This is a genomic window from Dictyobacter sp. Z7_2, assembly GCF_057551105.1.
On record NZ_BAAJPE010000001.1, the window covers coordinates 2748893 to 2773392 of the forward strand.

Consider the following 24500-nt stretch of genomic DNA (forward strand, 5'->3'; position numbering starts at 1 on the left):
TATCATAGCTGAGAGGAGTCGTCTATATTGCTTTGTTTTTCTTGTCCTGACCATTGAAAATATATAAAGAATGAAAAAAGTTTGACAGCAAAATTTGATTGTTTTTATAATAGGAAGTAATGATGTGTATAAGATGACGAGAGATTAGATATGAATAATAGTAAACAATTTGATAAGTGGCAAGATCTGTTAAAGGTTATTATTCGTAATCCTCAAGAGCGACAACGTATTGCACGAGAGATGCATGTGAATGCTTTGACATTGACGCGTTGGGCTGCCAGTGAGTCACAGCCGCGTCATGAGAATATACACCTGCTCCTGAAAGCGATCCCACGCGAATATGTGTCTACTTTTCTGCCACTACTCGCCAAAGATTTTCCTGATATTGAATATCATCTCTCCGTCGAAAGAGAGGTGCCCGCGCATCCTCTACCCGAGTTTTATGCGCGTGTACTCAACGCCTACGCCCATACACCTCCAGCGCTTTTGCCGCAATCATTATTTGATCTCATTTTGCAGCAAGCGCTCGCGCAACTTGATCCCAATCGCCAGGGGATGGCGATTAGCATCGTGAGTTGTGTGAGTCCCCTCGATGGCAGGATCGTGCGTAGCCTGCGCGAGATCGGTGGAATTGGAACGCATCCCTGGAAACGCGACCTGGGACAGAGTACAATCTTTCTGGGAGTTGAGTCGCTGGCGGGATCAGCGGTCAACGCAGCCCGTTTGGTCTCGGTGAAGAGTCGCGAGGAGAAATTTTCTCTGTCGTCTGTGCATTGGGTGCAATATGAGCAGAGCGCGATTGCGGCACCCATCTCGCGTCATACTAACATTGCTGGCTGCCTGGTGGTCTCCAGTGCCCATCCAGCTCATTTCACTCCGGAGGATGAAGCTCTATGCGAGCGCTATGCGCATCTGATGGCGCTTGGCTTTGAGGCTGAACAATTCTATCCCTCGGAGCGCATTCAGTTGCGTATGATGCCACCGTATGAGAGTCAACTCCCCTATTTTCAGAATTTCCATGCGCGTGTACAGCAGAAGTTTGCCGAAGGTATGCGCAAGCAGCAAGAGGTAACTTTACATAAAGCGCAGACACTTGTCTGGCAAGAGATAGAGGAAGAGCTTCTTCGTCTATTTTTGCGGTCCAATTAAACAGTTTCAATGGATTTGAGAAAAGGAATGGAGGTTACTATGGCAACATCGTCGGAGCAGCCGGAAAACACCTATGTCATTGATACTGAAAGTTCGGCTGAGATGGCTCGTCTGATGCGTCAAGATCAATTGGTGACGCAGGAGATGGGAGGGCTTTTCCCCGAAGGTATGGATTTCTCTCATGTCGAGCGCATTGTGGATATTGCCTGTGGCCCTGGAGGTTGGGTGCTTGAGACCGCCTTCGAACATCGCGATATTGAAGTGGTCGGCGTCGATATCAGTCAAAAGATGATTGCTTATGCCCAGGCCCAGGCCAGAGCACAGCACCTGACCAATGCCACGTTTGCTGTGATGAATGCTCTGGAGCCGCTTGATTTCCCTGACGATTCTTTCGATATCGTAAATGTGCGCTTTATTGTCGCCTTTATGCTGCCTGAGGTCTGGCCCAAATTTGTGCAAGAATGCCTGCGTATTGCGCGTCCCGGAGGCATTGTGCGTTTCACTGAGACCGAGTGGGGCTTTTCAAATAAGTTTGCTTTTGCGAAAATGAACGAACTTTTCTGTAAGGCATTTGCCAAAGCGGGACAGAGTTTCTCGCCGAATGGCATCCATCTGGGCATCATTCCTATGCTGCGCCGTTTTGTGCAGGATGCAGGATGCGAGAACGTGCAGAAGATGGCCCATGTATTGGAGTTTTCATCAGGGACTGAACCCCATGATAGTTTTTTTCATAACCACGCTACCGCTTTCAAATTGCTCCAACCTTTCATCATGAAATGGGATGTTGTCTCGCAGGAAGAATTGGATCAGCTTTATCAGCAGACGCTGATTGACATGCAGTCAGACGATTACAGAGCGTTATGGATCGTTTTGACTGTCTGGGGGTATAAGCCTCTAGCTGGATCAATCAAAAGTTAATCTATCCTTGCATTATTGCTGTTTTACTTGCAATTTTTAGCAGCATAAAAGCGTTTTATTGACACGGGGATGGCAATACTGACATATTTATACGTAGAAATATGCTCATGCCATCTCTATTTGGATGCGAAAAGATAGAGATATTTTTGGCTACACCTATGCATGTTTCGACGTGTTAAAGAAGAATCATCTATCTTTGATAACGCTGAGAAGAGAGCTTTTCAAATAACGTCTCTCCTATTTTAACCAGAGGAAAAGTCTATGTCACAAAATGCCTGGGAATCTCCGGCTCAACCTGTTCAGCCATTGCCGCGCAGGGGTGGGAGATGGTTACGCACCCTTTTCATCGGCTTGTTACTTTTTATCATCACCACACTGGTCATGTTTTTCACGAACAATACAAATCTGTATCCCACTGTCATCTTGATTGGAAACTTTCTTATACCCGTCGTCTTTGTTGCATTTTTATACGACCATCAGCACATTAGCGCCCTCTCGCCGGTCACAATCGCGACCAGCTTCTGCATCGGAGGCGTTCTGGGAGTCATTGGGGCTTCAATTCTTGAGACTTTACTCTTGCCGATCGCATCGAATCCCACCAATGGCTTATCCTTTGGCAGCGCCTTGCTCGTGGGATTGATTGAGGAGGGATGCAAAATCGGTGCAGTGATTATTCTGGCGCGCCGGATGCCTCATACTTCACAAATGGATGGACTCTTGTTGGGAGGTGCCGTCGGTATGGGCTTTGCCGCTCTCGAAAGCACTGGCTATGCATTTACTGCCTTCCTTATTGCACAGGGACATGTAGAGGCATCGATTGCCACCACCATCGTGCGTGGATTGATTGCCCCATTTGGTCATGGTATCTGGACTGCTCTCCTGGGAGCAACCTTATTTCAAGAAAGTACTCCCCAACGCTTTCGCTTTAACCTGAAGGTTATTCTCATGTATCTTTTCGTTTCTCTCCTGCACGGTCTCTGGGATGGATCGCCATTAGTGATCTATCTGGTCATATTTGCAGGCATCCAGATCTCACTCTCAACCATCATCCTCTGTCTCGTTGGAGTAATCTCACTGCTGATTGTCTATCAACAATCTATCCGACGACAAATACGGCACATTACCTCAAATCTCACATTCTGATCTATGTGTTTTCTGACAATAGAAGTTTGAAATGTGGCAAAGGTGTGTGTGCCCTTTACCTGGCATTTGCTGTGTTGGTTGGCTGATAAGAACCCGGCTCTGTACGGAATGTCAGGACGAGACGGTTCCAACTGTTAATTGATGCAATCGCCAGGGTGAGATTCACAAGCTCTGCGTCGCTAAAGTGCACTTTGACCTCGTCATAAAGCTCATCAGGAACGTGCGTGTCGGCGACCCTGGTCACAGCCTCGGTCAATGCCAGCGCTGCACGTTCACGCACCGTATAGTAAGTCGTCTCTTTCCATGCAGACAATCCATACAGGCGCTGCTCGGTCTCGCCGGCGGCGCGTGCATCTTTCCAATGCATATCTGTACAGAAGGCGCAGCCATTGATCTGCGAGGCGTAGACATTGACGAGCTCGATTAAAGATGGTTCAAGTCCGCAATTGTGCACATACTTCGATAATTCGGACATGGCATGATAAGCTTTCGGTGCCACTTTGGGATAGCGCATACGTTCTGGCATAAGATACATCCTCCTTTAGTTCCTCTGTTAGAGCCTCTGTCATATGAATCTCTTGTTATCGATCTTAACGCTGAGAACGGCAGAGAGACAAGTGCCAATTTGCATCAACGTCAGCATACCATTTACTCATCAGGAAATGCTCCTCTTTACGAAAGACAGGAGGCGCGTGAAATGGCTGCTCAGGCAGAGTACTTAGTAAAGAATCTTGACAAATGTCGATCTGGAATGTACAGTTGTATAGACAGGATCGAAATCGATATCGATACTTTGCAAAACTATGACACTTTGTAAGGTCTTTCATGGAGGAAAGCGATATGAAAAATTCGCGACGGTTGCGCTTCTCGCTGTTAGCTGGGTTGCTCATCCTGGCAGGGGTGATGGGATTACTGGTTCAGGGAAAGTTAAGTCCAGGGAAAGCGAATCAGGCTCATGCTGCCAGTGCACCGGTAGGTGAAACCATCTGGCTCAGGACAACCAACAATAACAACTATGTAAGTGCGCGTACGGATCAGACGAACACGCCGTTACAAGCGGTTGCGACTGCGGTGCAGGGCTGGGAGGAGTTTGATGTTGTTGATGCAGGCAATGGACTGATCGCCTTGCGAGCTCTTGCGAACAACAACTACGTAAGTGCGCGTACGGATCAGACGAACACGCCGTTACAAGCGGTTGCGACCTCGGTGCAGGGTTGGGAGCAGTTCACCTGGCTGCCACAAAGCAACGGGACAATTGCCTTACAGTCCGCTGCCAACGGCAGTTATGTCAGTGCGCGTACCGACCAGACCAATACACCGCTGGATGCAAACGTGACACAGATTCAAGGGTGGGAGCAATTTGCATGGGGGCAGGTGGCAGGTACAGGCACGCCAACACCGACGCCAACAGCAGGAACGCCTGACTTCGGTTCCAATGTGATTATTTTTGATCCCTCAATGTCCAGTGCCACGATTCAAAGTAGATTAGACTCTCTATTTAGCCAGCAGGAAACCAATCAATTTGGCACGAATCGGTATGCGATCCTCTTCAAGCCAGGGACATACAATGCCAATGTCAACCTTGGTTTTTATGAGCAGGCTCTGGGCCTGGGGCTACAGCCTGATGCTGTGACCATCAATGGTGGAGTTACTGTCACAGCTAACTGGATGTCAGATCATAACGCCACGCAGAACTTCTGGCGTGGAGCTGAGAATATGGAGATCGTTCCGAGTTCCGGCACCGACACCTGGGCAGTCTCGCAGGCTGCACCCTTGCGTCGCGTAGATATCAGAGGGAATCTGAAGCTCGATGATGGTGGATGGGCCAGCGGTGGCTTCCTCGCCGATAGCAATGTGAGTGGTCAGGTGAACTCGGGAACACAGCAGCAATGGCTCTCGCGGAACGATACATGGGGTAGCTGGACGGGTTCCAACTGGAATATGGTCTTCGTTGGTGCGACCAATGCGCCTTCGGGAGCTTTCCCCAGTCCACCCTATACGACCGTCACGCAGACGCCAACAGTCAAAGAAAAGCCCTTCCTCTATATTGACTCGTCGGGCAACTATCAGGTCTTTGTGCCTGCTCTCAGAACCAACACGCAGGGAACCAGCTGGTCCAGTGGCTCGGCGGCGGGGACCTCTCTGCCGATCAGCCAGTTCTATATTGCCAAACCGGGCGATAGTGCAGCAACCATCAATAATGCCCTGGCGGCAGGGAAGAATCTGCTCTTCACCCCTGGCGTGTACAGTCTCAGCAGCACGATTAATGTAACGCGTGCCAACACGGTTGTGCTTGGATTGGGTCTGGCTACGCTGGTTCCTACCAATGGCATTACGCCGATGACGGTCGCCGATGTCGATGGCGTCTCGATCGCGGGCTTGCTCTTTGATGCCGGGACTGTGAACTCGGCAGTCTTATTGCAGGTAGGTCCAACAGGATCTTCTCAATCGCACGCCGCCAATCCGACCGTGCTCAGCGATGTCTTTTTCCGCATCGGCGGCGCGGGCGTCGGCAAGGCCACGCAGAGCCTCGTCATCAATAGCAACAACGTTATCGCCGATCACATGTGGCTCTGGCGCGCTGATCACGGTAGTGGAGTGGACTGGACTTCCAACACGGCTGCCAATGGACTGATCGTCAATGGCAACAACGTCACAACCTATGGCTTGTTTGTGGAACACTATCAGCAGTATCAGGTGATCTGGAATGGTAACGGTGGACGCACCTACTTCTTCCAGAACGAGCTCCCGTACGATCCCCCCAACCAGTCATCCTGGATGAATGGGAGTGTGCAGGGCTACGCTGCTTACAAGGTAGCATCCTCGGTGACTACGCATGAAGCCTGGGGACTGGGCAGCTACTGCTACTTCAGCACCAACTCGAGTGTGGTAGAGGCGCATTCCTTTGAGGTTCCGAGCACATCAGGAGTGAAATTCCATGACATGGTGACGGTGTCGTTGGGGGGTGTGGGAACGATTAGTCATATCATCAACAATAGTGGTGGACCATCCAACTCAAGCAGCAACGTTGCCAATCTGGTGAGCTATCCCTGATTGTAAGCGGGGCAGGCAAGATTACTTGATGAACGTCGACCTACATCATAGCACCTTTGTCCCATGATGTAGGTCTGCTAATCATCGTATAGTGTAATTTTTGTTTCACCGATTATATTATGTCCCTATATTCCCCTCGACTTCTTTTTACCGCTCAGATAAAATACATATAGTAGGGAAGAATGATATCGTTAGAGAAACGTACAAAATTCATATATAATCTTTCTGCCCCATACTAGCCTATCTCGTACCATTCAATGCGACTTCACTAGCCGCGTGAGCGCGGCGTTTAGCATTGCTTTTGATAGTATGATAATGGACTCTTTATCGTTTACTCCTCTCCACTCTATGATCACATTTTATGGTAAAAGCACATCTGCTTGAGGAAGGCTTTGTGGCACTTTGAGTTTAGTTGTATATACAAAATTTCTATGAACACGTGACACAATTACACCTTTTGAAGGATGATTGTTCCATAACAATGTTTGGACATGGAGTCTTTCACGGAGGAAAGCACTATGAGGTTTTCGCAACGGCTTGGCTTTGCGCTACTAGCGGGTTTTCTGGTTTTGGCGGCTGTGCTCGCCTTATTTTTTCAGGGCAAGGTAGGCCACGATCTCCTGGCTCGTGCCTATGCCGATGATATGAGCGCTCCTCTTGGTAAGACTATCTGGCTTAAGTCGGCAAACAATGGTAACTATGTGAGCGTGCTCACAGATCAGACCAATCAGCCGCTGAATGCAGGGGCGACTGAGATGCAAGCGGCAGAAGAATTTGATGTCGTTGATGTTGATAATGGGCGAATTGCTTTGCGATCCCATGCTACTAATAAGTATATCAGTGCTCGTGTTGATCAGTCCGAAGCCCCTCTGGAGGCTGTGATAGACAATGTTGAGGATTGGGAACAATTCACCTGGTTGCCTCAGAGCAATGGGACGATTGCCTTGCAATCCTTTGTCTCAAACAAATACGTGAGTGCGAATACCTATCTGGTTGATGCACCATTGAACACGAATGGGACCTCGATACAGATCTGGGAGGAATTCAACTGGGGCGTTATCACAGATGGAAGTCCGACTGCGACCTCCACCGGGACTGAGACGCCTACCGCGACCGAGACTGCAACTCCGACCCCGTCCCCCACGCCAGTTACGACGACAGATACAACGATCGAGCCACCCATCAGTTCGTCTTTATTGGCGACGACTGGAACGCCCGATTTTGGTTCCAACGTGATTATCTTCGATCCCTCGATGTCCAGTGCCACGATTCAAAGCAAACTGGATTCTCTCTTTAGCCAGCAAGAAAGCAATCAATTTGGCACGAATCGGTATGCGATCCTCTTCAAGCCGGGCTCGTACAATGCGAATGTCAACGTTGGCTTCTACGAGCAGATTTTGGGCTTAGGACTCAATCCTGACGATGTCAAAATCAATGGAGGCGTCAATGTCAATGCCAGCTGGATGGGCGGGAATGCGACCCTGAACTTCTGGCGTGATGCCGAGAACATGGAAGTCACGCCAACGTCGGGCACCGATCAGTGGGCGGTCTCGCAGGCTGCACCTTTGCGTCGTATGGATATCAAGGGGAATTTACGACTGGATGATGGTGGATGGTCCAGTGGTGGTTTCCTGGCTGATAGTAATGTCAGCGGTCAGGTGAGCTCGGGATCGCAGCAGCAATGGTTCTCGCGCAATGATACATGGGGCAGTTGGTCCGGCTCCAACTGGAACATGGTCTTCGTTGGTGCAACCAACGCGCCAACTGGAACCTTTCCTAATCCTCCCTATACCGTGGTGAATCAGGCGCCAACGATCAAAGAGAAGCCTTTCCTTTACATTGATTCCTCGGGTAACTATCAAGTCTTTGTCCCCGCTCTTGGCACAAACACTCAGGGAACCACCTGGGCCAGTGGGGCTCCTGCGGGAACATCTTTGCCCATGAACAAGTTTTATATTGCCAGGCCAACTGATTCGGCCGACACGATCAATAGTGCTCTGGCGCAGGGATTGAATCTGATCTTTACACCGGGTATTTATCATCTCAGCAGCTCAATCAATGTAACCAGGGCCAACACCGTTGTGCTCGGATTAGGTCTGGCAACCCTCACTCCAGATAATGGCATCACGCCGATGACGGTCGCCGATGTCGATGGCGTCTCGATCGCAGGCTTGCTCTTCGATGCCGGATCTGAGAACTCTGCGGCTTTATTGCAGGTAGGTCCAACAGGATCTTCTCAATCGCATGCCGCCAATCCGACCGTGCTCAGTGATGTCTTCTTCCGCATCGGCGGCGCAGGCGTCGGTAAGGCCACGCAGAGCCTCGTCATCAATAGCAACAACGTTATCACCGATCACATGTGGCTCTGGCGCGCTGATCACGGCGACGGTGTCGGTTGGACTTCCAACACGGCTGCCAACGGTCTGGTTGTCAATGGCAACAACGTCACAGCCTACGGCCTGTTCGTGGAACATTATCAGCAGTATCAGGTGATCTGGAATGGCAACGGCGGACGTACCTACTTCTTCCAGAACGAGCTTCCGTATGATCCCCCCGACCAATCATCCTGGATGAATGGAAGCGTGCAGGGCTATGCCGCCTATAAGGTAGCTGACTCTGTCACCACGCATGAAGCCTGGGGACTCGGTAGTTATTGCTACTTCAGTACCAACCCAAGCGTGGTCGAGGCGCATTCCTTTGAGGCACCAAATGTGGCAGGTGTGAAATTCCATGATCTGGTGACGGTGTCCTTGGGAAATACGGGTACCATTAGTAATGTCATCAACAACACAGGTGGCTCAGCTGGTCAGGCTGATCTGGTGAGCTATCCATAATTGCAGGTAATCTACTTTTATCAATAAATACATATGTGCCTCGACATCCTGGTGTCGAGGCACATATTTCTATCTATCATAAGATTTGGGAGCGTCCAAAACCATATTCGCTTCAAGATCTCATAAGGAATACCGCTTTGCTCTCGCGTGGTTGCATGGTAGAGGGATTGCAAAAGAGTGGCTTTTGTGTTAATATTCAGTTATACTTACTAAATTTTACGATATAGTGTATAACTGAATAGTAAATACGCGAGCAATTGACGACAATGCAGCGAATCATGGCGCTGGAGTTCTAGCGCCTGCCTGCTTTTTCACCTGATGTGTGATCTCTTGATCAGGAACATTTTTGAGAGGAAAACGGCAATTGATGAAATTAGTTATCTGGATATTACATCTCTATCCACATGCTTGGCGTGAGCGCTATGAACAGGAGATGCTCGAACTTCTGGAACAACATACCGTGACCCTTACCACCGCTTTGGATCTTCTGATGGGGGTACTTGATGCTCGCTTGGACCCATACTATCGAAGGGAGAATATGCTCTTTATGTTTCGAGAGCGGCGTTCTGTTCTCATTACCTTCTTGCTTGCGCTGGCAGTGGCTATGGGAATAACGATCTTGTGGAATGATCTTTTTATCTCGACCTTGGAACAGGACAGTTCGCTTAGCGTTTTTTTTAATAACGCGATGGTTTTCACTGGTTGGCCAGTTTTGCTCTGCCTTAGTTTTTGTGTCCCTTTTGTCGCGTTGTATGCAGGAAATGAAGCAGGAAGGCCGTGGCCTATTGCAACGCGCCGCGCTGCGTGGGTCTGCGGTGCCATTTTTATGGGGTCTGTAGGATTGATGATCTTCTCAGAGGGTTTTTTTGATACCGATGGGCTTTCCAGATTGCTGAAGCCGATTGTGTTTACCTTCATTCCCTTGTTTTTTGTCAGCCTTTTGTTTCTGCTTTTCGTGGCGGGAAGAAAAGCCTTGATCCAGGGTATGAGAGGAACATTTTTTCTCACCTTGCTCTTTCTGATATTCTCACTTGTCTTTGCCTGGACACGCGTCGCCCCAGAAGTATCTACGGGTTCGGTGTTTCATACCTGGACTGACTTTATTGTGGCTGTTGGTCCTACAGCCAGCTTCAGTGCCCTGGCACTCTTTCTGGCCTCAAGCACTCTGGGTCAGAAAAGTTTCCGGAGAGTATTGAACGTGGGAACATTTCTTCTCTCCTGTGTCATACTCTTTTTCCTGGCCAGCACAGGTTGGACCATCTCTACTTGGATACAAGGAGGAAGCAGATTCAATGTATCACCTACTGGCATCTGGTCGCTGTTTGGAGGTAATGCGATGCTTCTCTTCTGGCTGGAAGTGTTTGCAGGAGGGATAGCTCTGGCAGTTGGAGTTACTGCGCTCGTACGTGGTTTTCAGTTCCAAAAAGCTTCCTCCGTTTGATTTCATACTGGATGTTGAAATCAGTATGAAATCAGATGGAGGAAGTGTGGAAGCCGTGAGCATGCATTCCATATGGGGTCATCGCTAGAATATTAGCGTCCGATGCCGGTGATCGTTTTCTCGCCGTCACCAGGAGTCCAGCGGGTAATCACGACCTTACTTTCGGTAAAGAAGCGCACGGCGTCGCGTCCCTGGGGATGAAGATTACCGAAGAAGGAGCGTTTAGCTCCGCTGAATGGAAAATAGGATACGGGTGCGGCGACTCCTACGTTGATGCCGATATTGCCTGTCTCGACGCGATATCTAAACTCGCGGGCGGCGAAACCGTTCTGAGTGAAAATAGAGGCGGCATTCCCATATTCGCCGGCATTGATCAAATTGATGGCCTCATCCAGGCTGGCGACCGAGGTTAGACTGATCACAGGGCCAAAAATCTCCTCTTTGTAGACGCTCATGGTGGGCAGGACGCCGTCGAGGACGGTCGGGCCGACAAAGTAGCCCTCGGGATAGTCTGCTACGCTGGCTTTACGTCCATCCAGGACCGCCTCTGCTCCTTCCGCGATGCCGTTGGTGATGGCTTCCTTGATGCGATCACGTGCGGCTGCCGAGACGACTGGTCCCATGTCGATGCCGGCTTCCAGGCCATTGCCTAGGCGTAATTTGGAGGCCGCTTCGGATACGCGTGTCCGTACAGCGTCATGAGCGCTTCCGACGGTCAGGATGAGCGAATTGGCCAGGCAGCGCTGTCCTGCGGCGCCGAAGCATGAGTTCATGATGGTGCCCAGATACATATCCAGATCGGCGTCAGGCATCACCACGATGGCGTTCTTGGCGCCTCCCGATGCCTGGACGCGCTTGCCAGTTGCGGCGGCCCGGCTATAGACGTATTCGGCTGTCCGTGTGGCACCCACAAACGAGATCCCTTTGATCTTTGGATGATCCAGCAGGGCGTTGACCGCCTCTTTTCCTCCGTTGACCAGATTGATCACGCCAGCGGGAAAGCCGACTTGCTCGATCAACTCGAAGACGCGCTTTTGCACCAGAGGATCTTGCTCGGATGGCTTCAAGATAAATGTGTTGCCACTGGCGACGGCGTAGGGCCAGAACCAGAAGGAGATCATAAAGGGGAAGTTGAAGGGCGTGATGCCTGCGAAGACTCCCATTGGTTGATAGATGACTTCTTCATCGATGCCTTGTGAGGCCCCATCCTCCAGACTATAACCCATCATCAACGTGGGGATGCCACATGCCGTCTCGACATTCTCGATGCCGCGCTGAATCTCGCCACGAGCATCTTCGAGTGTCTTGCCCATCTCGGTCGTGATCAAGCGTGCCAGTTCATCACGATGCAGATCCAGAATCTGGCGCAGCTTAAAGAAATAACGGGCACGCTCCTGAGGAGGTGTGGCACGCCAGCCAGGATAGGCGGTCGCTGCGGCCTCAACTGCCTGAGCGATATCGCTCTTTGTACCAAGAGGAACCAGAGCCAGCACCTCATCCGTTGCGGGATTGCGGACTTCCTGCGTCTCCTGAGCCTCTGCCTCTACCCAACTGCCACCGATATAGTTGCGCAAGATTTGGACCTGTGACTTTTTTGAAAGTGTCATAACCTTGTTCCTCCTTAGTCTCTAGAATAAGTCTGGACATCGGAATGTCGCTTGCCTGATTACTCGATCGTGGCCAGCGCTGCCGAGAGTATCTGGATTGCATGAGCCAGCTGCTCCTGTGTGATGACCAGGGGAGGCTGGAGGCGGAGTACGTTGCCGAATTGTCCACCGACGCCGATTAAGACTCCAGATTCGCGGCAAAGAGCTCTCACACGTGCGGCCTCCGCTGTCGCTGGCTCTTTTGATGTCTGATCCTTCACCAATTCAAGTCCCAGCATCAGACCCTGACCGCGCACATCGCCAATCAATGAATACTTTTCTTGCAAACTATGGAGCTGCTCCAATGCCCAGATACCAAGCTCGGCGGCATGATCGATAATCCCCTCGTTCTGCAAGACGCCGATATTCGCAATGGCGGCGGCGCAGGAGACCGGATTGCCTCCGAATGTACTGAGATGCTCCCCAGGCTGAAAGCTATCCGCGATGGCCTCAGGAGCGATCACAGCTCCAAGCGGGAAGCCATCCGCGATCCCTTTGGCGAGTGCCAGGATATCCGGCTCGATGTCGTCATGATGCTCGATGGCAAACATCTTGCCAGTGCGCCCGAAGCCAGTCTGCACCTCATCGGCAATCAATAAAATACCATAGCTATCCAGAATCTCTTTGACGCGTTTCAGATAGCCATCTGGGAGCGGAATAATCCCGCCTTCGCCCATCACTGGCTCAACCACGAATGCCGCCACGTCACCACTGGTCTGATAGCGGATAACGTCTTCGACCGCATCGGCGCAGGCCAGCCCGCAGGATGAGTGATCCAGATTCATGGGACAGCGATAGCAGTAGGGAGCAGGCGCAAACGCGACTCCAGACATGTATGGACCTCCACGAGTCTTACGTGCCATGTTGCCTGTGATCGACAACGTCGCATACGTCCGACCGTGAAAAGCCATCTGCAACGCGATGATCTCGCGCTTGCCCGTCGCCACCTTTGCCATCCGCAGCGCACTCTCGATCGCTTCCGCTCCCGAATTGCAGAAAAACGTCTTTTGGAGGGCACCAGGAGCGATGGTGGCCAGTAGCTCGGCCAGATCAGCCGTGCTGGGTACATAGTAGATGTAGGAGGCTGCATGGATCAGGTGATCGATCTGCGCTTTGGCGGCCTCAGCAACCTTCGGATGCACATGACCCGCATTGACGACAGCGATCCCTGCGAAACAATCGAGGTACGTCTTACCATCGGCGGCAAATATCTCAGCGCCCAAGGCCTGTTCCACAACGACCGGCTCAATACCCTTCACAAAACTCGTGGTGACAAAACGAGCATACTTTTCAGATGTATCCATTATAAAACCTCAAGCGTCGTGCTCTGAACGCACCCTACGATTAAGCAGGGCGCGCCGCGATCAAGCAGATTACAATACTGCCACAAAGAAAGATGGTCCCTTGCAATTCGCTTGATCGCGACGTGCCAGGCGTCCAGGTCAACCGATGTAGCGGCGCGGCTCCGCCGTGCTGTCACTGCACGCACGACACCGTTCCACCTGTATCTGGAAGCAACGCCGACGAGACACTCCACTACGGGAAGATCGCTCAATGGAACCCCATGTGGAGCGTGGTCATACGAGCCACAGACAGCACGGCGGAGCCGCGCCGCTACTTTTATTAATCGAGAGTGAGCCAATGTTGGTCGGCGCGTTCTTCCCAGAGTGCTCGCAGGGTCTGATATTCTTCTTCAGAGAGATTTCCGCTGGCGATCAAGGCCGCGTTGCGTGCATAACGCTCGGGATGGGCTGTACCGACGATGGCTGTGTCAACGCCTGGGACGCTCAATGTAAAGCGTAGTGCCGTTCCAAAAGCGGTACCGGGACCGCTCTGCAAGAAATCGTATTTGAGTTTTTCCAGACGTTCCTTGTACTGATAGCCATAGGCTTCTTTGGGGAGGTTGGGATCGATCCAGGCGACGTTGGCGACGGGACGCTTGGCTATAATACCCATGCCTCGCTCGGTTGCCATTGGGAGGAGAAAGTCGATGCCTTGTTGATCGGCAATGTTGATGCTGGTCTGTAGGGCATCGAATACTCCCATGCGGACCGCATAGCGACCATCTTCATTGCTGCCGCTGAAGCCAATATAGCGGGTCTTGCCCTGACGTTTTGCCTTCTCCAATACATTAATCACATCGCCTTTGCGCAGCACGTCGAGTGAGCAGGTATGGAGTTGCAACAGATCAAGATGATCAGTTTGCAGGCGTCGCAGGCTACGATCGATGCTGGCTTCCAGCAGGCGCGGGTCCCAATCTGGATAATCGGGCAACTCTTCTCCGACTGCGTGACCGCATTTTGTGAACAGATAATACTCGTCGCGCCGCGTCGAGACAGCTTTACCAATCAGCTCCTCGCTATCGCCATAGCACTCACCTGTATCAATCACGTTCAGACCTGCATCCAGAGCGCTTCCCAGCAATTGCTCGACGTCGGCCAACGAATGCCCACGAATCTCTGATCCGCCGAAGCCGAGGACGCTGACCTGCATATCCGTCTTACCAAATTGACGTGTTTCCATGATTTCTCTCCCTACTATTTACTCACAACATTATATCCCATCAACAAGAGGCAAGTGAACATCCAGCCAGTACTACAATAGATGGCTGGATGCTCACTTGCTTCTTATTGCCTCTTTCTGGCACGTATCATGAGTAAAAAATGTTTCAGGCTGGCTGTAAATTTGTTGGGAGTATTCTGACTATCTGAGTCAAGTGCTCAACCCGGGTGACGTTATATACTAAACGTCCGATCCTCGCAGGTTTTGGAGAGAACAAGATGGCGCCACGGCTGTGCATGCAACCGTGGCGCCATCTTATCAGGGAGGCTTTTAGCGACGGGTGTTAGTCGCCATTAATCAGCCAATCTACTTGAGCAGCATTGGATGATAATCCATCCAATGTGGCCTGGCTCATACCGGAAGGGACGGCAAATTTCCATTGTGGATGGCTGGAGAAACGCAGGTGGAGGGTTGGTCCACAGGGAATGCTATCTGCGTAGACAAATGGATTGTTGGGATTGGGCATTTGCTCAACGGTATTGTTACACCATCCCATCGCGCGTTCCATCACACTATGCCAGATTGGCGCGGCACCCGTGATACCAATCACATTACTCATCGGCGAATCATCACTATTGCCGACCCAGACTCCCACCACCACATCTGCGGTATAGCCCATCGTCCAGTTGTCATTGAAGTTATCGGTTGTACCAGTTTTGGCAGCAACCTCGTACTGACATGTGACGTTGTAGGCACAATTGACATCCACATCCGAGAAAGACAGATCGTGGTCACCACTAAATTCGAAGGAACGAGACGGCTCATCCTGGAGTACCGAAGTCATCTCATAAGCCACCTGAGGTGAGAAGGCCTTGGAGGCAACTACTTTGTTCTCGTCGTAGTGGTAGAGCTCATCGCCATAATTGTCCCAGATATTGAGGACCGCTTGTGGCTTAATATGCTTTCCTTGATCTGCCAGAGTCTGATAGCCTCCCACCATTTGGAGGAGCGAGATGTCTTTTGATCCAATTGCCCAGGACAATCCGTCCAGACCAGAGTTGTTCGCAAAGGTAATTCCCACGCGACGAACTGTGTTCAAAACATTTTGAGCACCTGCGAATTGCATGGCTCGAATAGCTGGAATGTTAAACGAGTTAGCCGTGGCATAGCGTGCCGTAAATGGTTTTTCCCAATATTTCTGACCGTAGTCGTACGGTGCATAAATGATGGATTGTGCCAGGGCCTGGTCATTGGTTTGTGGCACCTCTGTGCCAGCCGGAGCGCCATTCGGGAAGTATGTACGTGTGTCTTGTAAGACAACGCCAGGATTCCAACCCATCTCGAAGGCAGTTGTGTAATCAAAGGGTTTAAACACTGAACCGGTTGGGCGAGGGCTATTGGCCGCATTGTATTGTCCATTGACCGCTGGATCGGTCGAGTTGTAGTTGGCGCTGCCGACCATCGCGAGTAACTCGCCTGTTTTCGCGTCCTCAACCACGACCGCCGCATTATGTACATTGTTATTGGTGCTTAACGTTTCTATGCCACCAACCGCTTTCTGTAGCTCCGGTTGATAGATATGTCTCTGAATGGCAGCCTGAGCATAATTGTTGAGATTTAGATCAATTGTCGTCTGGATGTTGTAACCACCGGTGACGAACGCTTCTACGCCATTATTGGCGTTACCATTGCCGAGAGCGGTCTCGACCTGGTTAATCACATAGTCGACAAAACTTGGTGCCAGCTTCGTCGAACTGGGTCGTTTAAACACCATCTTCGCAGTGATCTCCTCCGCCTGGAGGATCATCGCTTTCGTCAGTGGTTTTCCATCTACCGACATCTTCTGGTCTAACATGGCTTTAAGGACAAGCTTTTGTCGATTGAGTGCAGCTTCCCGGTTTTTTGCCGCTATCGATGGATCAAAGCTTACTGGTGAGTTGGGAATACCTGCCAGCAGGGAAGCACGCGCCAGACCGAGAATTGGATCGTTCTTTTTTGTGCTCTGATTGTACTCTAGTTTAGAGATCGCTGGCGCACAGGGCTGGTTTGGCTCGCAGGTTGATGTCAGGCCGAAATAATCTTGCGCTGCAATCTCGACTCCTGCATCCTGTGACCCAAAGGGGGCTACATTGAAATACATTTCTAGGATCTTGGATTTGGGATACTGTTGTGTCATCCCGACTGCCATCGCAGCCTCGTTGATTTTGCGCACTAGCGTGTCTTGCGTATCGCCCGAGAGATTTTTGATTAACTGTTGTGTCAGAGTACTGGCACCACCATAGCTGCTGGCTCCTGCGCGGATAATCGCTAAGGGATCAACACCTTGATTGGTCCAGAAGGATTTATCCTCGATCGCAACCATAGCGTCCTGCATCACTCTAGGAATGTCCTGATAGCGTATTGCGAGCCGTCGGCCGCCGTTGCCAACGGTTGAATTAGGATCATAGGCCTCATAGAGGAGCGTCTGGTTGCGATCAAAGATACGTGTCATTTGAGGCAACTGCTGATTGGCGTAGCGCTGCACCCGCGGTTGTTGTTGCAAGTAGTAGCTATACCCATAAGCGCTGCCTGCCGAGGTCGAGACGATGATGATCGAGACTAGCACGATGAGTATGATAGCGATGACGCCGTTGACACCGTGATTCTTTTTGAGACGCCTTTGCCGTATCTGCTTGCTGATCTTGCGGATACGCGCATTTCTACGCAATGAGCTTTTTCTGGCAATCTTTTTTTGTTGCAGATCTTTTATCGATGATGGTCGATAAACGGCAACCGGGGCTGGCGGTTGATAAAAAGCCATCGGTGGAGCAGGTGGTTGTACGGTATGGCCTGCTATGGCGGCCATTTTATTTGTCCAGCCACGAACGCGATTTAATGCCTGGTCAATCTGTGGGAAAGCGGGCCTGCCTCCGAATCGTCCGCTGGGAGGAAAGTCCTGCTGCGGAGTTAATGACTGATTCATTGGTGGCGCGTCTGCCCGCGGCGGTACGTTTGCCGGTGGTGCAGGCATATTTCCCGGCTGTAATCCATAATTGCTTATAGGCCCTGGAATGCCAGATTGAGATGGCGTCGCTGGCTGTCGGTTAGCATTATTTACCTGAGGATTTTGGCTATTTGGATTTGGCGGTTGTTTTGCTGAATTGTTATATTGATCCCTTGACTGCGGTTGTCGATTATTTTCTGATTGCGGATTCCAATTATCACTCATACATTTTCCTCAAAAATAGGCACACGCAATGAAATGTTTTGTGTTATTCTGTACAAATTCACTGCCTGATAAAGTTTTTTTTCTTCCCCTGCTGCTACGAATGCCAATCCAACCTATCCAAACAGTATCAAAAAGAGAGAAGCATTATAATCTATATCTGTAAAGGGTTACTTTCTCCATAGTACTACACAATAGTAGACTGATCAAGGCACGTAATCATAACACTTCCATTGTGTATGGGTGATAAGTACTTATGCGCCCGAATTATATGGTTGAGATAATTAAAATTTAATTTTTATGCGTACCATTGGGTTTCTCCGGATACCAATGGTGCTTGCGGTCCTGGCAAGATTTCTCGCAGATAGCTCTTGACTCCTTTTTCTTGCTGCCAATTTTTTTCGTAGCCTAATGATACTTCCTCAAAACGCACTCCTTCGATATAATCGGTGGCTCGGACGTGTACATGCCCGTAGACCACTGTGGAGACTGCGAAGCGACTGTGCCAGTTCTCCGTCCGCGTGGTGCCGCACCAGATGGAGAATTGTGGGATACGATTGACGCGTGCGCATTCGCGCCGCAGCGGAAAATGGTTGATCAGGATTATCTTATAGGTCGGATCGATTGCTTGCAGGCGTTCTTCGGTGAGATCGCAGCGTTGCTGGCACCAGGCAATGCGCGATGCGTATGGTGTGGGATGCAGGAGATATTCGTCCGTACAGACGATGTTGGCTTTTTCTGCCATGAGGATCGCTTGCTCGGCTGAGGTATCCGGTGGACGAAAACTATAGTCGTAGAGCAAGAAGAGTGGAGCGATGATCGTCGGTGCACCTGCTCCCGGCCAGATTAAATAGGGGTCTTCAGGGGTCTGGACTCCATAGCTGCGACAGATTTCAACCAGGTAGAGATAGCGCTGTTCTCCCTCTAAGCCGGGTTCATGCTCGGAAGGAATGGTCCAGAGGTCATGATTGCCAGGTACCCAGATGACTTTGTCGAAACGTGCGATTAAGATCGTGAGGGCGTAGTGTAGATGCTCGATCGTCTCTCCAATATCGCCGGCAATGATCAGCCAGTCTCCGGGATAATGAGGCAGTGCTGCTAAGGCTGTACGATTGCTCGGAACACCTAGATGTAAATCACTGATAGCATATAATTTCATCGCTGTTCCCAATATCTACTGGATCTATGGCAAACCAGTGGTAAAATAAGAGAAAATCATGAACACTTGTAGTATAGTAGACGATCGATAAAAAGACAATGTTATGGAGCGCTCTATGTCTCAGCATCAACTGGAGCCTTTACTCAATGCTCTACACGATCAGCAAGCCTCTGTCCGCGCCAGCAGTGTGGATGCGCTTGGCGAGATCGGAGATCTATCGGCCATCGAGCCCTTGCAGAATCTGCTTGAGGATGAGGATCTCTTTGTGCGTGTCCGCGTCGTCCGCTCTCTGCGTCAGATTGGAGGCCCGGCCGCCGTTGACGCCTTGCTGTTGGCGTTGCGCAATCCCATACCCGCTGTACGCAGAGCTGCCATCGTATCCCTCTCTCTCCTCGCAGATGAGCGTTGTTATCCTGCTCTGGTGAAAGCCCTCGAAAACGAGACCGACGCACGCGTTCAGGATTCAATTACCCTCACATTGCGCCAGATGTCAGCGCTTCAGATCTCAAAACGACGCTATTGCATGGGCTCAAAATAGCGAATCATCATCGTTTTTAATTCATGTATGAATGCGTTGCTTTGCTGGTCAGTAGCGTTCAGAATAAAAGGTAGCAGGGCCAGGAGGGTGCGATAGGTCACTGTGGCAATGACTTCTCGCTGTTCGGGAGAACTGTGAGGGGTGAGCAACTTTATGACCTTTGTTATCTGGCTTGATACATCCTGGCGTTGCTCTGAGAGGGCATTGGCGAGTTGTGGCGAGATGGTTGATCCCTGCAAAAGGGCGAAATAACCGGGATTTTTTTTGTTAAAAGAAATTAATCCGTCGATGAAGTAGTCGATAAATTGTGGAAGTGGTAGCGTCATTACCTCTGGCACCAAAACCGTGTCATTGTAAAAGCGGTGGAGTTGCTCAATACTTTGGGTGGCAAATGCCTGTGCGATGGCTTCTTTATGTGGAAAAAACTGATAAAGCGATCCCGGAGATACTCCTGCATGCGCCGCGATCATATTGGTGGTCACATTATCGTAGCCACGCTCGACAAAGAGTGTTCCTGCTGCGGCTAGAATTTCTTCCACACGTGACAGACCACGTTTCTGACGATGCGCCTGACGGCGCTCTTGATTTTCTCCCATTAAATTACCTCTCGATCTGCTTCACAAAAATTCCTTGACAATACGATAGATTACTCGTATAATTGCTTTGTAAATACGATTATTTACTCGTAATTATAATGAGAAGTGGGTTCAGTGTCAAGAAAGGAAACTCTTATGTCTTCACAGACGAATACCGATCATGATGTCGTTATGGCGACGGAAATCGTCCTACCAGGGGTGGGCGAGCCGGAAACATTGCAGGTGCGGCACCGAGCATTGGCGTCGCTGAAGGCAGGCGAGGTGCTAGTGCGAGTTGAGGCGACGGGTGTATCATTCGCGGAGAAGGCGATGCGTCGTGGAATGTATCCAGGTCAGCCTGCTTTCCCCTTTGTGCCGGGCTACGATCTGGTAGGGATTGTGTTCAGACTTGGCCCTTCTGTTACAGAGTTCGCGATTGGACAGCGGGTGGCGGCATTAATCAAGGTTGGGGGTTGGAGCGATTATAGTGTGTTGTCTGTAGATGATCTTATCCCCGTGCCTGACGGAGTAGACGCTGCTGAAGTAGAGACGATGGTTGTCAATGGCGCGACTGCATGGGGTATGCTGCACGACATGGCGAAGGTGCGTTCAGGTCAGACTATTGTCGTGCATGGCGCAACGGGAGGCGTAGGAGTTTTGCTTGTTCAACTCGCTCGTGTCGCTGGCGTGCACGTAATTGGTACAGCCTCTCCTTCCAAATTTGATTTTGTGCGTACGTTGGGAGCTGAGCCGCTCGACTATCACTCTGATAACCTTGTAGCCGAGGTTCGCGAGCTTGCACCTAATGGAGTCGATGCTGTTTTTGATCCTCTGGGAGGCAAAAGTATCAACAACTCGTGGCGGATGCTTGGTCCCGGTGGTACTCTGGTGTCCTCCGGCATGCAATCTAAATTTGGTAGCAACGCATCGCTGATCCCGCTGTTCATTATCCTTCTGCTCAAGCTCTACCTATGGAATGTTCTACCCAACGGTCGTCATGCATACTTCTTTGATGTTAATAGCGGCAAAACACGGCAGCCACAAAAATTTCACCAAAGGCTCCGTACATCGCTGACGGCAGTGTTTGCCTTGCTTGCTCAGGGACGTATCCAGGCTCAGGTCGCCAGGCGTATGCCTTTGGAGCAAGCGGCTGAAGCGATGCATCTGGCCGAATCGGGTCAAACGGTGGGGAAAGTCGTGCTTGTTCCAGGCTATATAGATAGATAGTGATTGTGAAAGGAAATATTGTTATGACTTTATCATCCAACAAAGAACTCTGGCTCTCTTGGAGTGCGTTATGGAATGGAAATTTGTCCCTCGCTGATGAGATTATTGCACCAAATTTCGTCGCTCATTTTGCTCCTGTTGGTAATAGTCCTGACGAGGTGCATGGTCCTGATGGGCTGAAGCAGTGGCTTGGTGCCACTATCGGTGTTTTTACCGACTACAGCTTTACTACTACGGTTGGCCCTCTTGTTGATGAAGACAACATTGCGGGCCGCTGGCTCTTTCGAGCAACCTATCAAGGGGGCATTGTAGGGGCTTCACCTGATGCAGTAGGGAAACATGTCGAGTATGCGGGCATAGATCTCTTGCGCGTCGAAGCCGGGAAAATTGCAGAGTATTGGCTCTGTGCAGATACTCTGCAACTATTACAGCAAGTCGGGTTGATTCCTTCCTAAAACAAAGTAGCCTTCTTGACGGTAAAGAGTAGTGCTTGTACAAAGTTCTACTCTTTAGTTGTATCAATTCTTATTAGTTGTATCAATTCTTAATTAACAGTTCCCCAATTTAAGGTTTCCCATACGCCGATAGTTTTTACTGCTGTGTATAAGGGTGTATTAGCTGTATTGAGCCAGGTGCTGACATAGCAATTATTGGGATTGGCTCTGAGTGCAACCTGTCCATTGCCAAGATCGATCCATTGGAATTTTTCCCAATCCTGTATTGTGCTGGCGGCGGGCTCCAATGGGCCATATGATTCATTCATGTTGGTTGTCACATAGAGTCCATTGGTGAGGTTCAGGAGCGCTACCATACCATTGCCTGCATCGACAATCTTAATCGGTGCTGCGTTTTGTCGCGATGTTTCGTCCGCGTAGAGAGGCGTATCTGTCTGACTGCTTTTGCCGATATACAGTCCATTGGCGGTCGCTTGTAGCCAGATGGTTTTTCCCAGGGGCGTTGTGGACTGTGGTATCTGTTGAGGCGTTGGTGTGGCGGTCGGCGCTGGTTTGGGCGTGGCGGTTGGAACGATTACTGGTATGATAGCTGTCGCCGTTGTTGGTGGTGTGGGCTGAGGCTTGCTGGTAGGTTTCGGCGTGGGTTTGGGTTTACTGGTGGGTTTTGGTGTGGGCTGGACAGTCTTTGGAGGTGTATGTGCAATCAAAGTTTCTGGAGACAACATCCCCAGTGTGTCGATGGATGCATGCGGTGTCGGGGTCGAAAGGTTAGAAAGCAAGGCGAGTGTGGATGATGTTGATGTTGTGGCAGAGAGGGCACCATATGTCCACAGGCTGCCGAGCATCAGTAGGAGTACTAGCGACCACACCATGATCGTGTTGGGATGCTTTGAGATGGCTTGCCATCCAGGTATATTCATCCCTGCTGACTTGTCCGCTAGCTGGATTGAAGGTTGGGGGGATGTGCCGTCTGCATTGAGCATGGCCATCCCATTTGGCTCTACGGTCTGCATCGTCACATTGCTCTGAGCGATGACCTCTGTTGGTGCGGAATAGGTGCTGGTGGTAAACTGTACCTCTTCCTCACGTGCCAACTCCTGGAGCATATCTGCAAAAGGATCGGCTATCGCGTCCTGAGCGGGGGGAGGAGGTGGCTCTACCTGGGCTTTTGGTCTCTCTTCTTGTATGAGCTCCTCAAATAAATCATCAAAGTTTTCTGGCAGGGCAGCTTGATCTTCCGATGGCACCATCTCAGATGATGTGCCTTCTTCGAGTATCATTTCTTGTAGAAAATCCTCAAAGGAGGCTGGTGGCGCATTTTCTGGCTTGGACGCAGGGATCTTCGTCGCGGATGGCGATGCTTGTTGGCCGAATAGTGGCAAAAAAATAGCATCATTATTGAGCTCTGGCTTTGAAGAATGCGGTTCTTTTAGTGGATCATCGGTCTGACGCGTCAATGGAAAGCGAGGCGGTTGTGGATGTCTCGGCTGAGCAAGTGGTGGTTTGGTTGCAGCCTCTGGCTCCTGCCTGGTGAATAATGATGGTGGTGCTATCGGCCGAGAGGGATACCTTGGCGTTGTTTGTTTAGCCGCTGCTGGCTCCTCCTGAGATGTGGGTATCGGAGGGACGAGCGCTGACGAGCGGCGCTTTGAGCGCGGCAGGGGAAGATCTGAGCCAGTAATAGATGTCTGTACGAGTTGTATGGCTGCCAGAAAGGTGGCGATATCTGTGTGGCGTTGTGTGGGATCTTTAGCGAGTCCCTTCAGGAGTGCTTCCTCGATTGTGGGCGAGAGGCTGGAGATAATCTGCCTGGGAGGAGTTGGCTCTACATATTTCTGTTGCTCTGCTAATTTTTGAGGATCTCTGAGTGTAAAGGGCGGTCGACCTGTGAGTAATTCGTATGCTATACAGCTGAGCGCATATTGATCGCTGAGTTCGCTGCATTGGTGGTCGAACTGTTCTGGCGCCAGGTAGCGAAAAGCATCGCTGGCGTGTTCATTTTGAGCTGTCCATGGTGGCGTAAGAGTGGAACAATAGGGATCAGATAATAATGCACGTCCATTGGTATCGAAGAGAATGTGCTCAGGTTTTACCTGTCCATGGGTCAAATAGCGGGCATGCAGATAGATCAGTGCCTGTCCGATCTGCGAGATAATCGTCGTGGCTTGTTGGAATGGGAGGCGCTGTGGATATGCCCGGTCTAAACGGATACGTAGTGAACCATTGGGCATGTAGCTGCTGACGATATATGCTTGTTCGTTCTCGATCCCAGTTTCAAGAATAGACACAATATGAGGATGGCTGAGCTGCCTGAATCTATCAGCCTCTTGCAAGAAGATCTCTCGCTCATTGGTATAGGTAAAGATTGGTTGATGGAAGATTTTTAGCACCACCGTGCGAGCGGGTCGATCGTTGTGGGTTGCCAGGTAGGTCGTACTGGCTGCTTGTTGCTCAAGTGTGCTGGTAATTGTATAGCGCAGAAAGTGTCGCAACATTCTGTGTTCCTTTATTTTATCTTAGATGTGCTGAGCATAATATGATTGGTTGTTTGTAAGCATCTCTTGCCATAGCAGCCTCACTGCTGAAACCAGAATAAATTTGATGAATATATTAATTAAAACTTATGAAATGTCTCAAATAACGATTTGATTTCG

General features: G+C 50.4%; 18 protein-coding genes. 10 read left to right on the forward strand and 8 right to left on the reverse strand.

Annotated features, from left to right (window positions below):
• Nucleotides 1–150 precede the first annotated feature (150 nt).
• From AC27N8_RS10950 to AC27N8_RS10960, 3 genes are all read left to right on the forward strand, one after another.
• Nucleotides 151–1149, forward strand: coding sequence for a GAF domain-containing protein (locus AC27N8_RS10950; RefSeq protein ID WP_487066830.1), 999 nt, complete (start codon nucleotides 151–153; stop codon nucleotides 1147–1149).
• 39 nt (nucleotides 1150–1188) lie between these two features.
• Entirely contained in the window at nucleotides 1189–2067 is an 879-nt protein-coding gene (locus AC27N8_RS10955) for a class I SAM-dependent methyltransferase (RefSeq protein WP_487066831.1), read from the forward strand.
• A gap of 261 nt (nucleotides 2068–2328) precedes the next feature.
• Nucleotides 2329–3210: a PrsW family intramembrane metalloprotease gene (locus AC27N8_RS10960; protein WP_487066833.1), complete on the forward strand. Its 882-nt coding sequence runs from the start codon at nucleotides 2329–2331 to the stop codon at nucleotides 3208–3210.
• 55 nt (nucleotides 3211–3265) lie between these two features.
• Here AC27N8_RS10960 and AC27N8_RS10965 read toward each other — a convergent pair whose 3' ends face one another.
• Complete coding sequence (locus tag AC27N8_RS10965; protein WP_487066835.1) at nucleotides 3266–3736, reverse strand: carboxymuconolactone decarboxylase family protein; 471 nt, start codon at nucleotides 3734–3736, stop codon at nucleotides 3266–3268.
• A gap of 314 nt (nucleotides 3737–4050) precedes the next feature.
• On the opposite strand from AC27N8_RS10965, the gene AC27N8_RS10970 reads away from it, so the two are divergent.
• From AC27N8_RS10970 to AC27N8_RS10980, 3 genes are all read left to right on the forward strand, one after another.
• Nucleotides 4051–6264: a hypothetical protein gene (locus tag AC27N8_RS10970; RefSeq protein ID WP_487066837.1), complete on the forward strand. Its 2214-nt coding sequence runs from the start codon at nucleotides 4051–4053 to the stop codon at nucleotides 6262–6264.
• Between the two features lie 518 nt (nucleotides 6265–6782).
• Nucleotides 6783–9098: a hypothetical protein gene (locus AC27N8_RS10975; protein WP_487066839.1), complete on the forward strand. Its 2316-nt coding sequence runs from the start codon at nucleotides 6783–6785 to the stop codon at nucleotides 9096–9098.
• 367 nt (nucleotides 9099–9465) lie between these two features.
• A complete protein-coding gene (locus tag AC27N8_RS10980; protein ID WP_487066841.1) occupies nucleotides 9466–10539 on the forward strand; it encodes a hypothetical protein in 1074 nt (357 codons plus the stop codon).
• A gap of 92 nt (nucleotides 10540–10631) precedes the next feature.
• On the opposite strand, the gene AC27N8_RS10985 is transcribed toward AC27N8_RS10980, so the two are convergent.
• A complete protein-coding gene (locus AC27N8_RS10985; RefSeq protein WP_487066843.1) occupies nucleotides 10632–12146 on the reverse strand; it encodes a CoA-acylating methylmalonate-semialdehyde dehydrogenase in 1515 nt (504 codons plus the stop codon).
• A gap of 59 nt (nucleotides 12147–12205) precedes the next feature.
• Entirely contained in the window at nucleotides 12206–13489 is a 1284-nt protein-coding gene (locus AC27N8_RS10990; RefSeq protein ID WP_487066845.1) for an aspartate aminotransferase family protein, read from the reverse strand.
• A 92-nt stretch (nucleotides 13490–13581) separates the two neighbouring features.
• Here AC27N8_RS10990 and AC27N8_RS10995 point away from each other — a divergent pair, with 92 nt between their 5' ends.
• Nucleotides 13582–13812 carry a hypothetical protein gene (locus tag AC27N8_RS10995; RefSeq protein WP_487066847.1) on the forward strand — a complete coding sequence of 77 codons (231 nt, stop codon included), beginning with the start codon at nucleotides 13582–13584 and terminating at the stop codon, nucleotides 13810–13812.
• On the opposite strand, the gene AC27N8_RS11000 is transcribed toward AC27N8_RS10995, so the two are convergent.
• The 3 genes from AC27N8_RS11000 to AC27N8_RS11010 all read right to left on the reverse strand — a co-directional run bounded on the left by AC27N8_RS11000 (nucleotide 13809) and on the right by AC27N8_RS11010 (nucleotide 19051).
• Nucleotides 13809–14708, reverse strand: a complete 900-nt coding sequence (locus AC27N8_RS11000) for an aldo/keto reductase (RefSeq protein WP_487066849.1) — start codon at nucleotides 14706–14708, stop codon at nucleotides 13809–13811. The genes AC27N8_RS10995 and AC27N8_RS11000 overlap by 4 nt on opposite strands.
• 322 nt (nucleotides 14709–15030) lie before the next feature.
• A complete protein-coding gene (locus tag AC27N8_RS11005) occupies nucleotides 15031–17895 on the reverse strand; it encodes a transglycosylase domain-containing protein (protein WP_487066851.1) in 2865 nt (954 codons plus the stop codon).
• 295 nt (nucleotides 17896–18190) lie between these two features.
• On the reverse strand, nucleotides 18191–19051 hold the full coding sequence (locus AC27N8_RS11010; protein ID WP_487066853.1) for a metallophosphoesterase family protein: 861 nt from the start codon (nucleotides 19049–19051) through the stop codon (nucleotides 18191–18193).
• A gap of 115 nt (nucleotides 19052–19166) precedes the next feature.
• Between AC27N8_RS11010 and AC27N8_RS11015 the strand changes: the two genes are divergently transcribed.
• Nucleotides 19167–19589 carry a HEAT repeat domain-containing protein gene (locus AC27N8_RS11015; protein ID WP_487066855.1) on the forward strand — a complete coding sequence of 141 codons (423 nt, stop codon included), beginning with the start codon at nucleotides 19167–19169 and terminating at the stop codon, nucleotides 19587–19589.
• Here AC27N8_RS11015 and AC27N8_RS11020 read toward each other — a convergent pair.
• Nucleotides 19568–20185 (reverse strand): TetR/AcrR family transcriptional regulator, encoded by a 618-nt coding sequence (locus AC27N8_RS11020; protein WP_487066857.1) that lies wholly within the window; start codon nucleotides 20183–20185, stop codon nucleotides 19568–19570. The genes AC27N8_RS11015 and AC27N8_RS11020 overlap by 22 nt on opposite strands.
• Before the next feature lie 135 nt (nucleotides 20186–20320).
• On the opposite strand from AC27N8_RS11020, the gene AC27N8_RS11025 reads away from it, so the two are divergent.
• Both AC27N8_RS11025 and AC27N8_RS11030 read left to right on the forward strand, forming a co-directional pair.
• Nucleotides 20321–21391: a medium chain dehydrogenase/reductase family protein gene (locus tag AC27N8_RS11025; protein WP_487066859.1), complete on the forward strand. Its 1071-nt coding sequence runs from the start codon at nucleotides 20321–20323 to the stop codon at nucleotides 21389–21391.
• A gap of 23 nt (nucleotides 21392–21414) precedes the next feature.
• On the forward strand, nucleotides 21415–21846 hold the full coding sequence (locus AC27N8_RS11030; protein ID WP_487066861.1) for an ester cyclase: 432 nt from the start codon (nucleotides 21415–21417) through the stop codon (nucleotides 21844–21846).
• Between the two features lie 89 nt (nucleotides 21847–21935).
• Here the strand turns inward: AC27N8_RS11030 and AC27N8_RS11035 are convergent, their stop codons facing one another.
• A complete protein-coding gene (locus tag AC27N8_RS11035; protein ID WP_487066863.1) occupies nucleotides 21936–24341 on the reverse strand; it encodes a protein kinase domain-containing protein in 2406 nt (801 codons plus the stop codon).
• Between the last annotated feature and the right edge of the window lie 159 nt (nucleotides 24342–24500).

Excerpts from the sequence above, each read along its gene's own strand:
- AC27N8_RS10950 (WP_487066830.1), top strand. The coding sequence starts at position 151 with ATGAATAATAGTAAACAATTTGATAAGTGGCAAGATCTGTTAAAGGTT.
- AC27N8_RS10955 (WP_487066831.1), top strand. The coding sequence starts at position 1,189 with ATGGCAACATCGTCGGAGCAGCCGGAAAACACCTATGTCATTGATACT.
- AC27N8_RS10960 (WP_487066833.1), top strand. The coding sequence starts at position 2,329 with ATGTCACAAAATGCCTGGGAATCTCCGGCTCAACCTGTTCAGCCATTG.
- AC27N8_RS10965 (WP_487066835.1), bottom strand. The coding sequence starts at position 3,736 with ATGCCAGAACGTATGCGCTATCCCAAAGTGGCACCGAAAGCTTATCAT.
- AC27N8_RS10970 (WP_487066837.1), top strand. The coding sequence starts at position 4,051 with ATGAAAAATTCGCGACGGTTGCGCTTCTCGCTGTTAGCTGGGTTGCTC.
- AC27N8_RS10975 (WP_487066839.1), top strand. The coding sequence starts at position 6,783 with ATGAGGTTTTCGCAACGGCTTGGCTTTGCGCTACTAGCGGGTTTTCTG.
- AC27N8_RS10980 (WP_487066841.1), top strand. The coding sequence starts at position 9,466 with ATGAAATTAGTTATCTGGATATTACATCTCTATCCACATGCTTGGCGT.
- AC27N8_RS10985 (WP_487066843.1), bottom strand. The coding sequence starts at position 12,146 with ATGACACTTTCAAAAAAGTCACAGGTCCAAATCTTGCGCAACTATATC.
- AC27N8_RS10990 (WP_487066845.1), bottom strand. The coding sequence starts at position 13,489 with ATGGATACATCTGAAAAGTATGCTCGTTTTGTCACCACGAGTTTTGTG.
- AC27N8_RS10995 (WP_487066847.1), top strand. The coding sequence starts at position 13,582 with ATGGTCCCTTGCAATTCGCTTGATCGCGACGTGCCAGGCGTCCAGGTC.
- AC27N8_RS11000 (WP_487066849.1), bottom strand. The coding sequence starts at position 14,708 with ATGGAAACACGTCAATTTGGTAAGACGGATATGCAGGTCAGCGTCCTC.
- AC27N8_RS11005 (WP_487066851.1), bottom strand. The coding sequence starts at position 17,895 with ATGAGTGATAATTGGAATCCGCAATCAGAAAATAATCGACAACCGCAG.
- AC27N8_RS11010 (WP_487066853.1), bottom strand. The coding sequence starts at position 19,051 with ATGAAATTATATGCTATCAGTGATTTACATCTAGGTGTTCCGAGCAAT.
- AC27N8_RS11015 (WP_487066855.1), top strand. The coding sequence starts at position 19,167 with ATGTCTCAGCATCAACTGGAGCCTTTACTCAATGCTCTACACGATCAG.
- AC27N8_RS11020 (WP_487066857.1), bottom strand. The coding sequence starts at position 20,185 with ATGGGAGAAAATCAAGAGCGCCGTCAGGCGCATCGTCAGAAACGTGGT.
- AC27N8_RS11025 (WP_487066859.1), top strand. The coding sequence starts at position 20,321 with ATGTCTTCACAGACGAATACCGATCATGATGTCGTTATGGCGACGGAA.
- AC27N8_RS11030 (WP_487066861.1), top strand. The coding sequence starts at position 21,415 with ATGACTTTATCATCCAACAAAGAACTCTGGCTCTCTTGGAGTGCGTTA.
- AC27N8_RS11035 (WP_487066863.1), bottom strand. The coding sequence starts at position 24,341 with ATGTTGCGACACTTTCTGCGCTATACAATTACCAGCACACTTGAGCAA.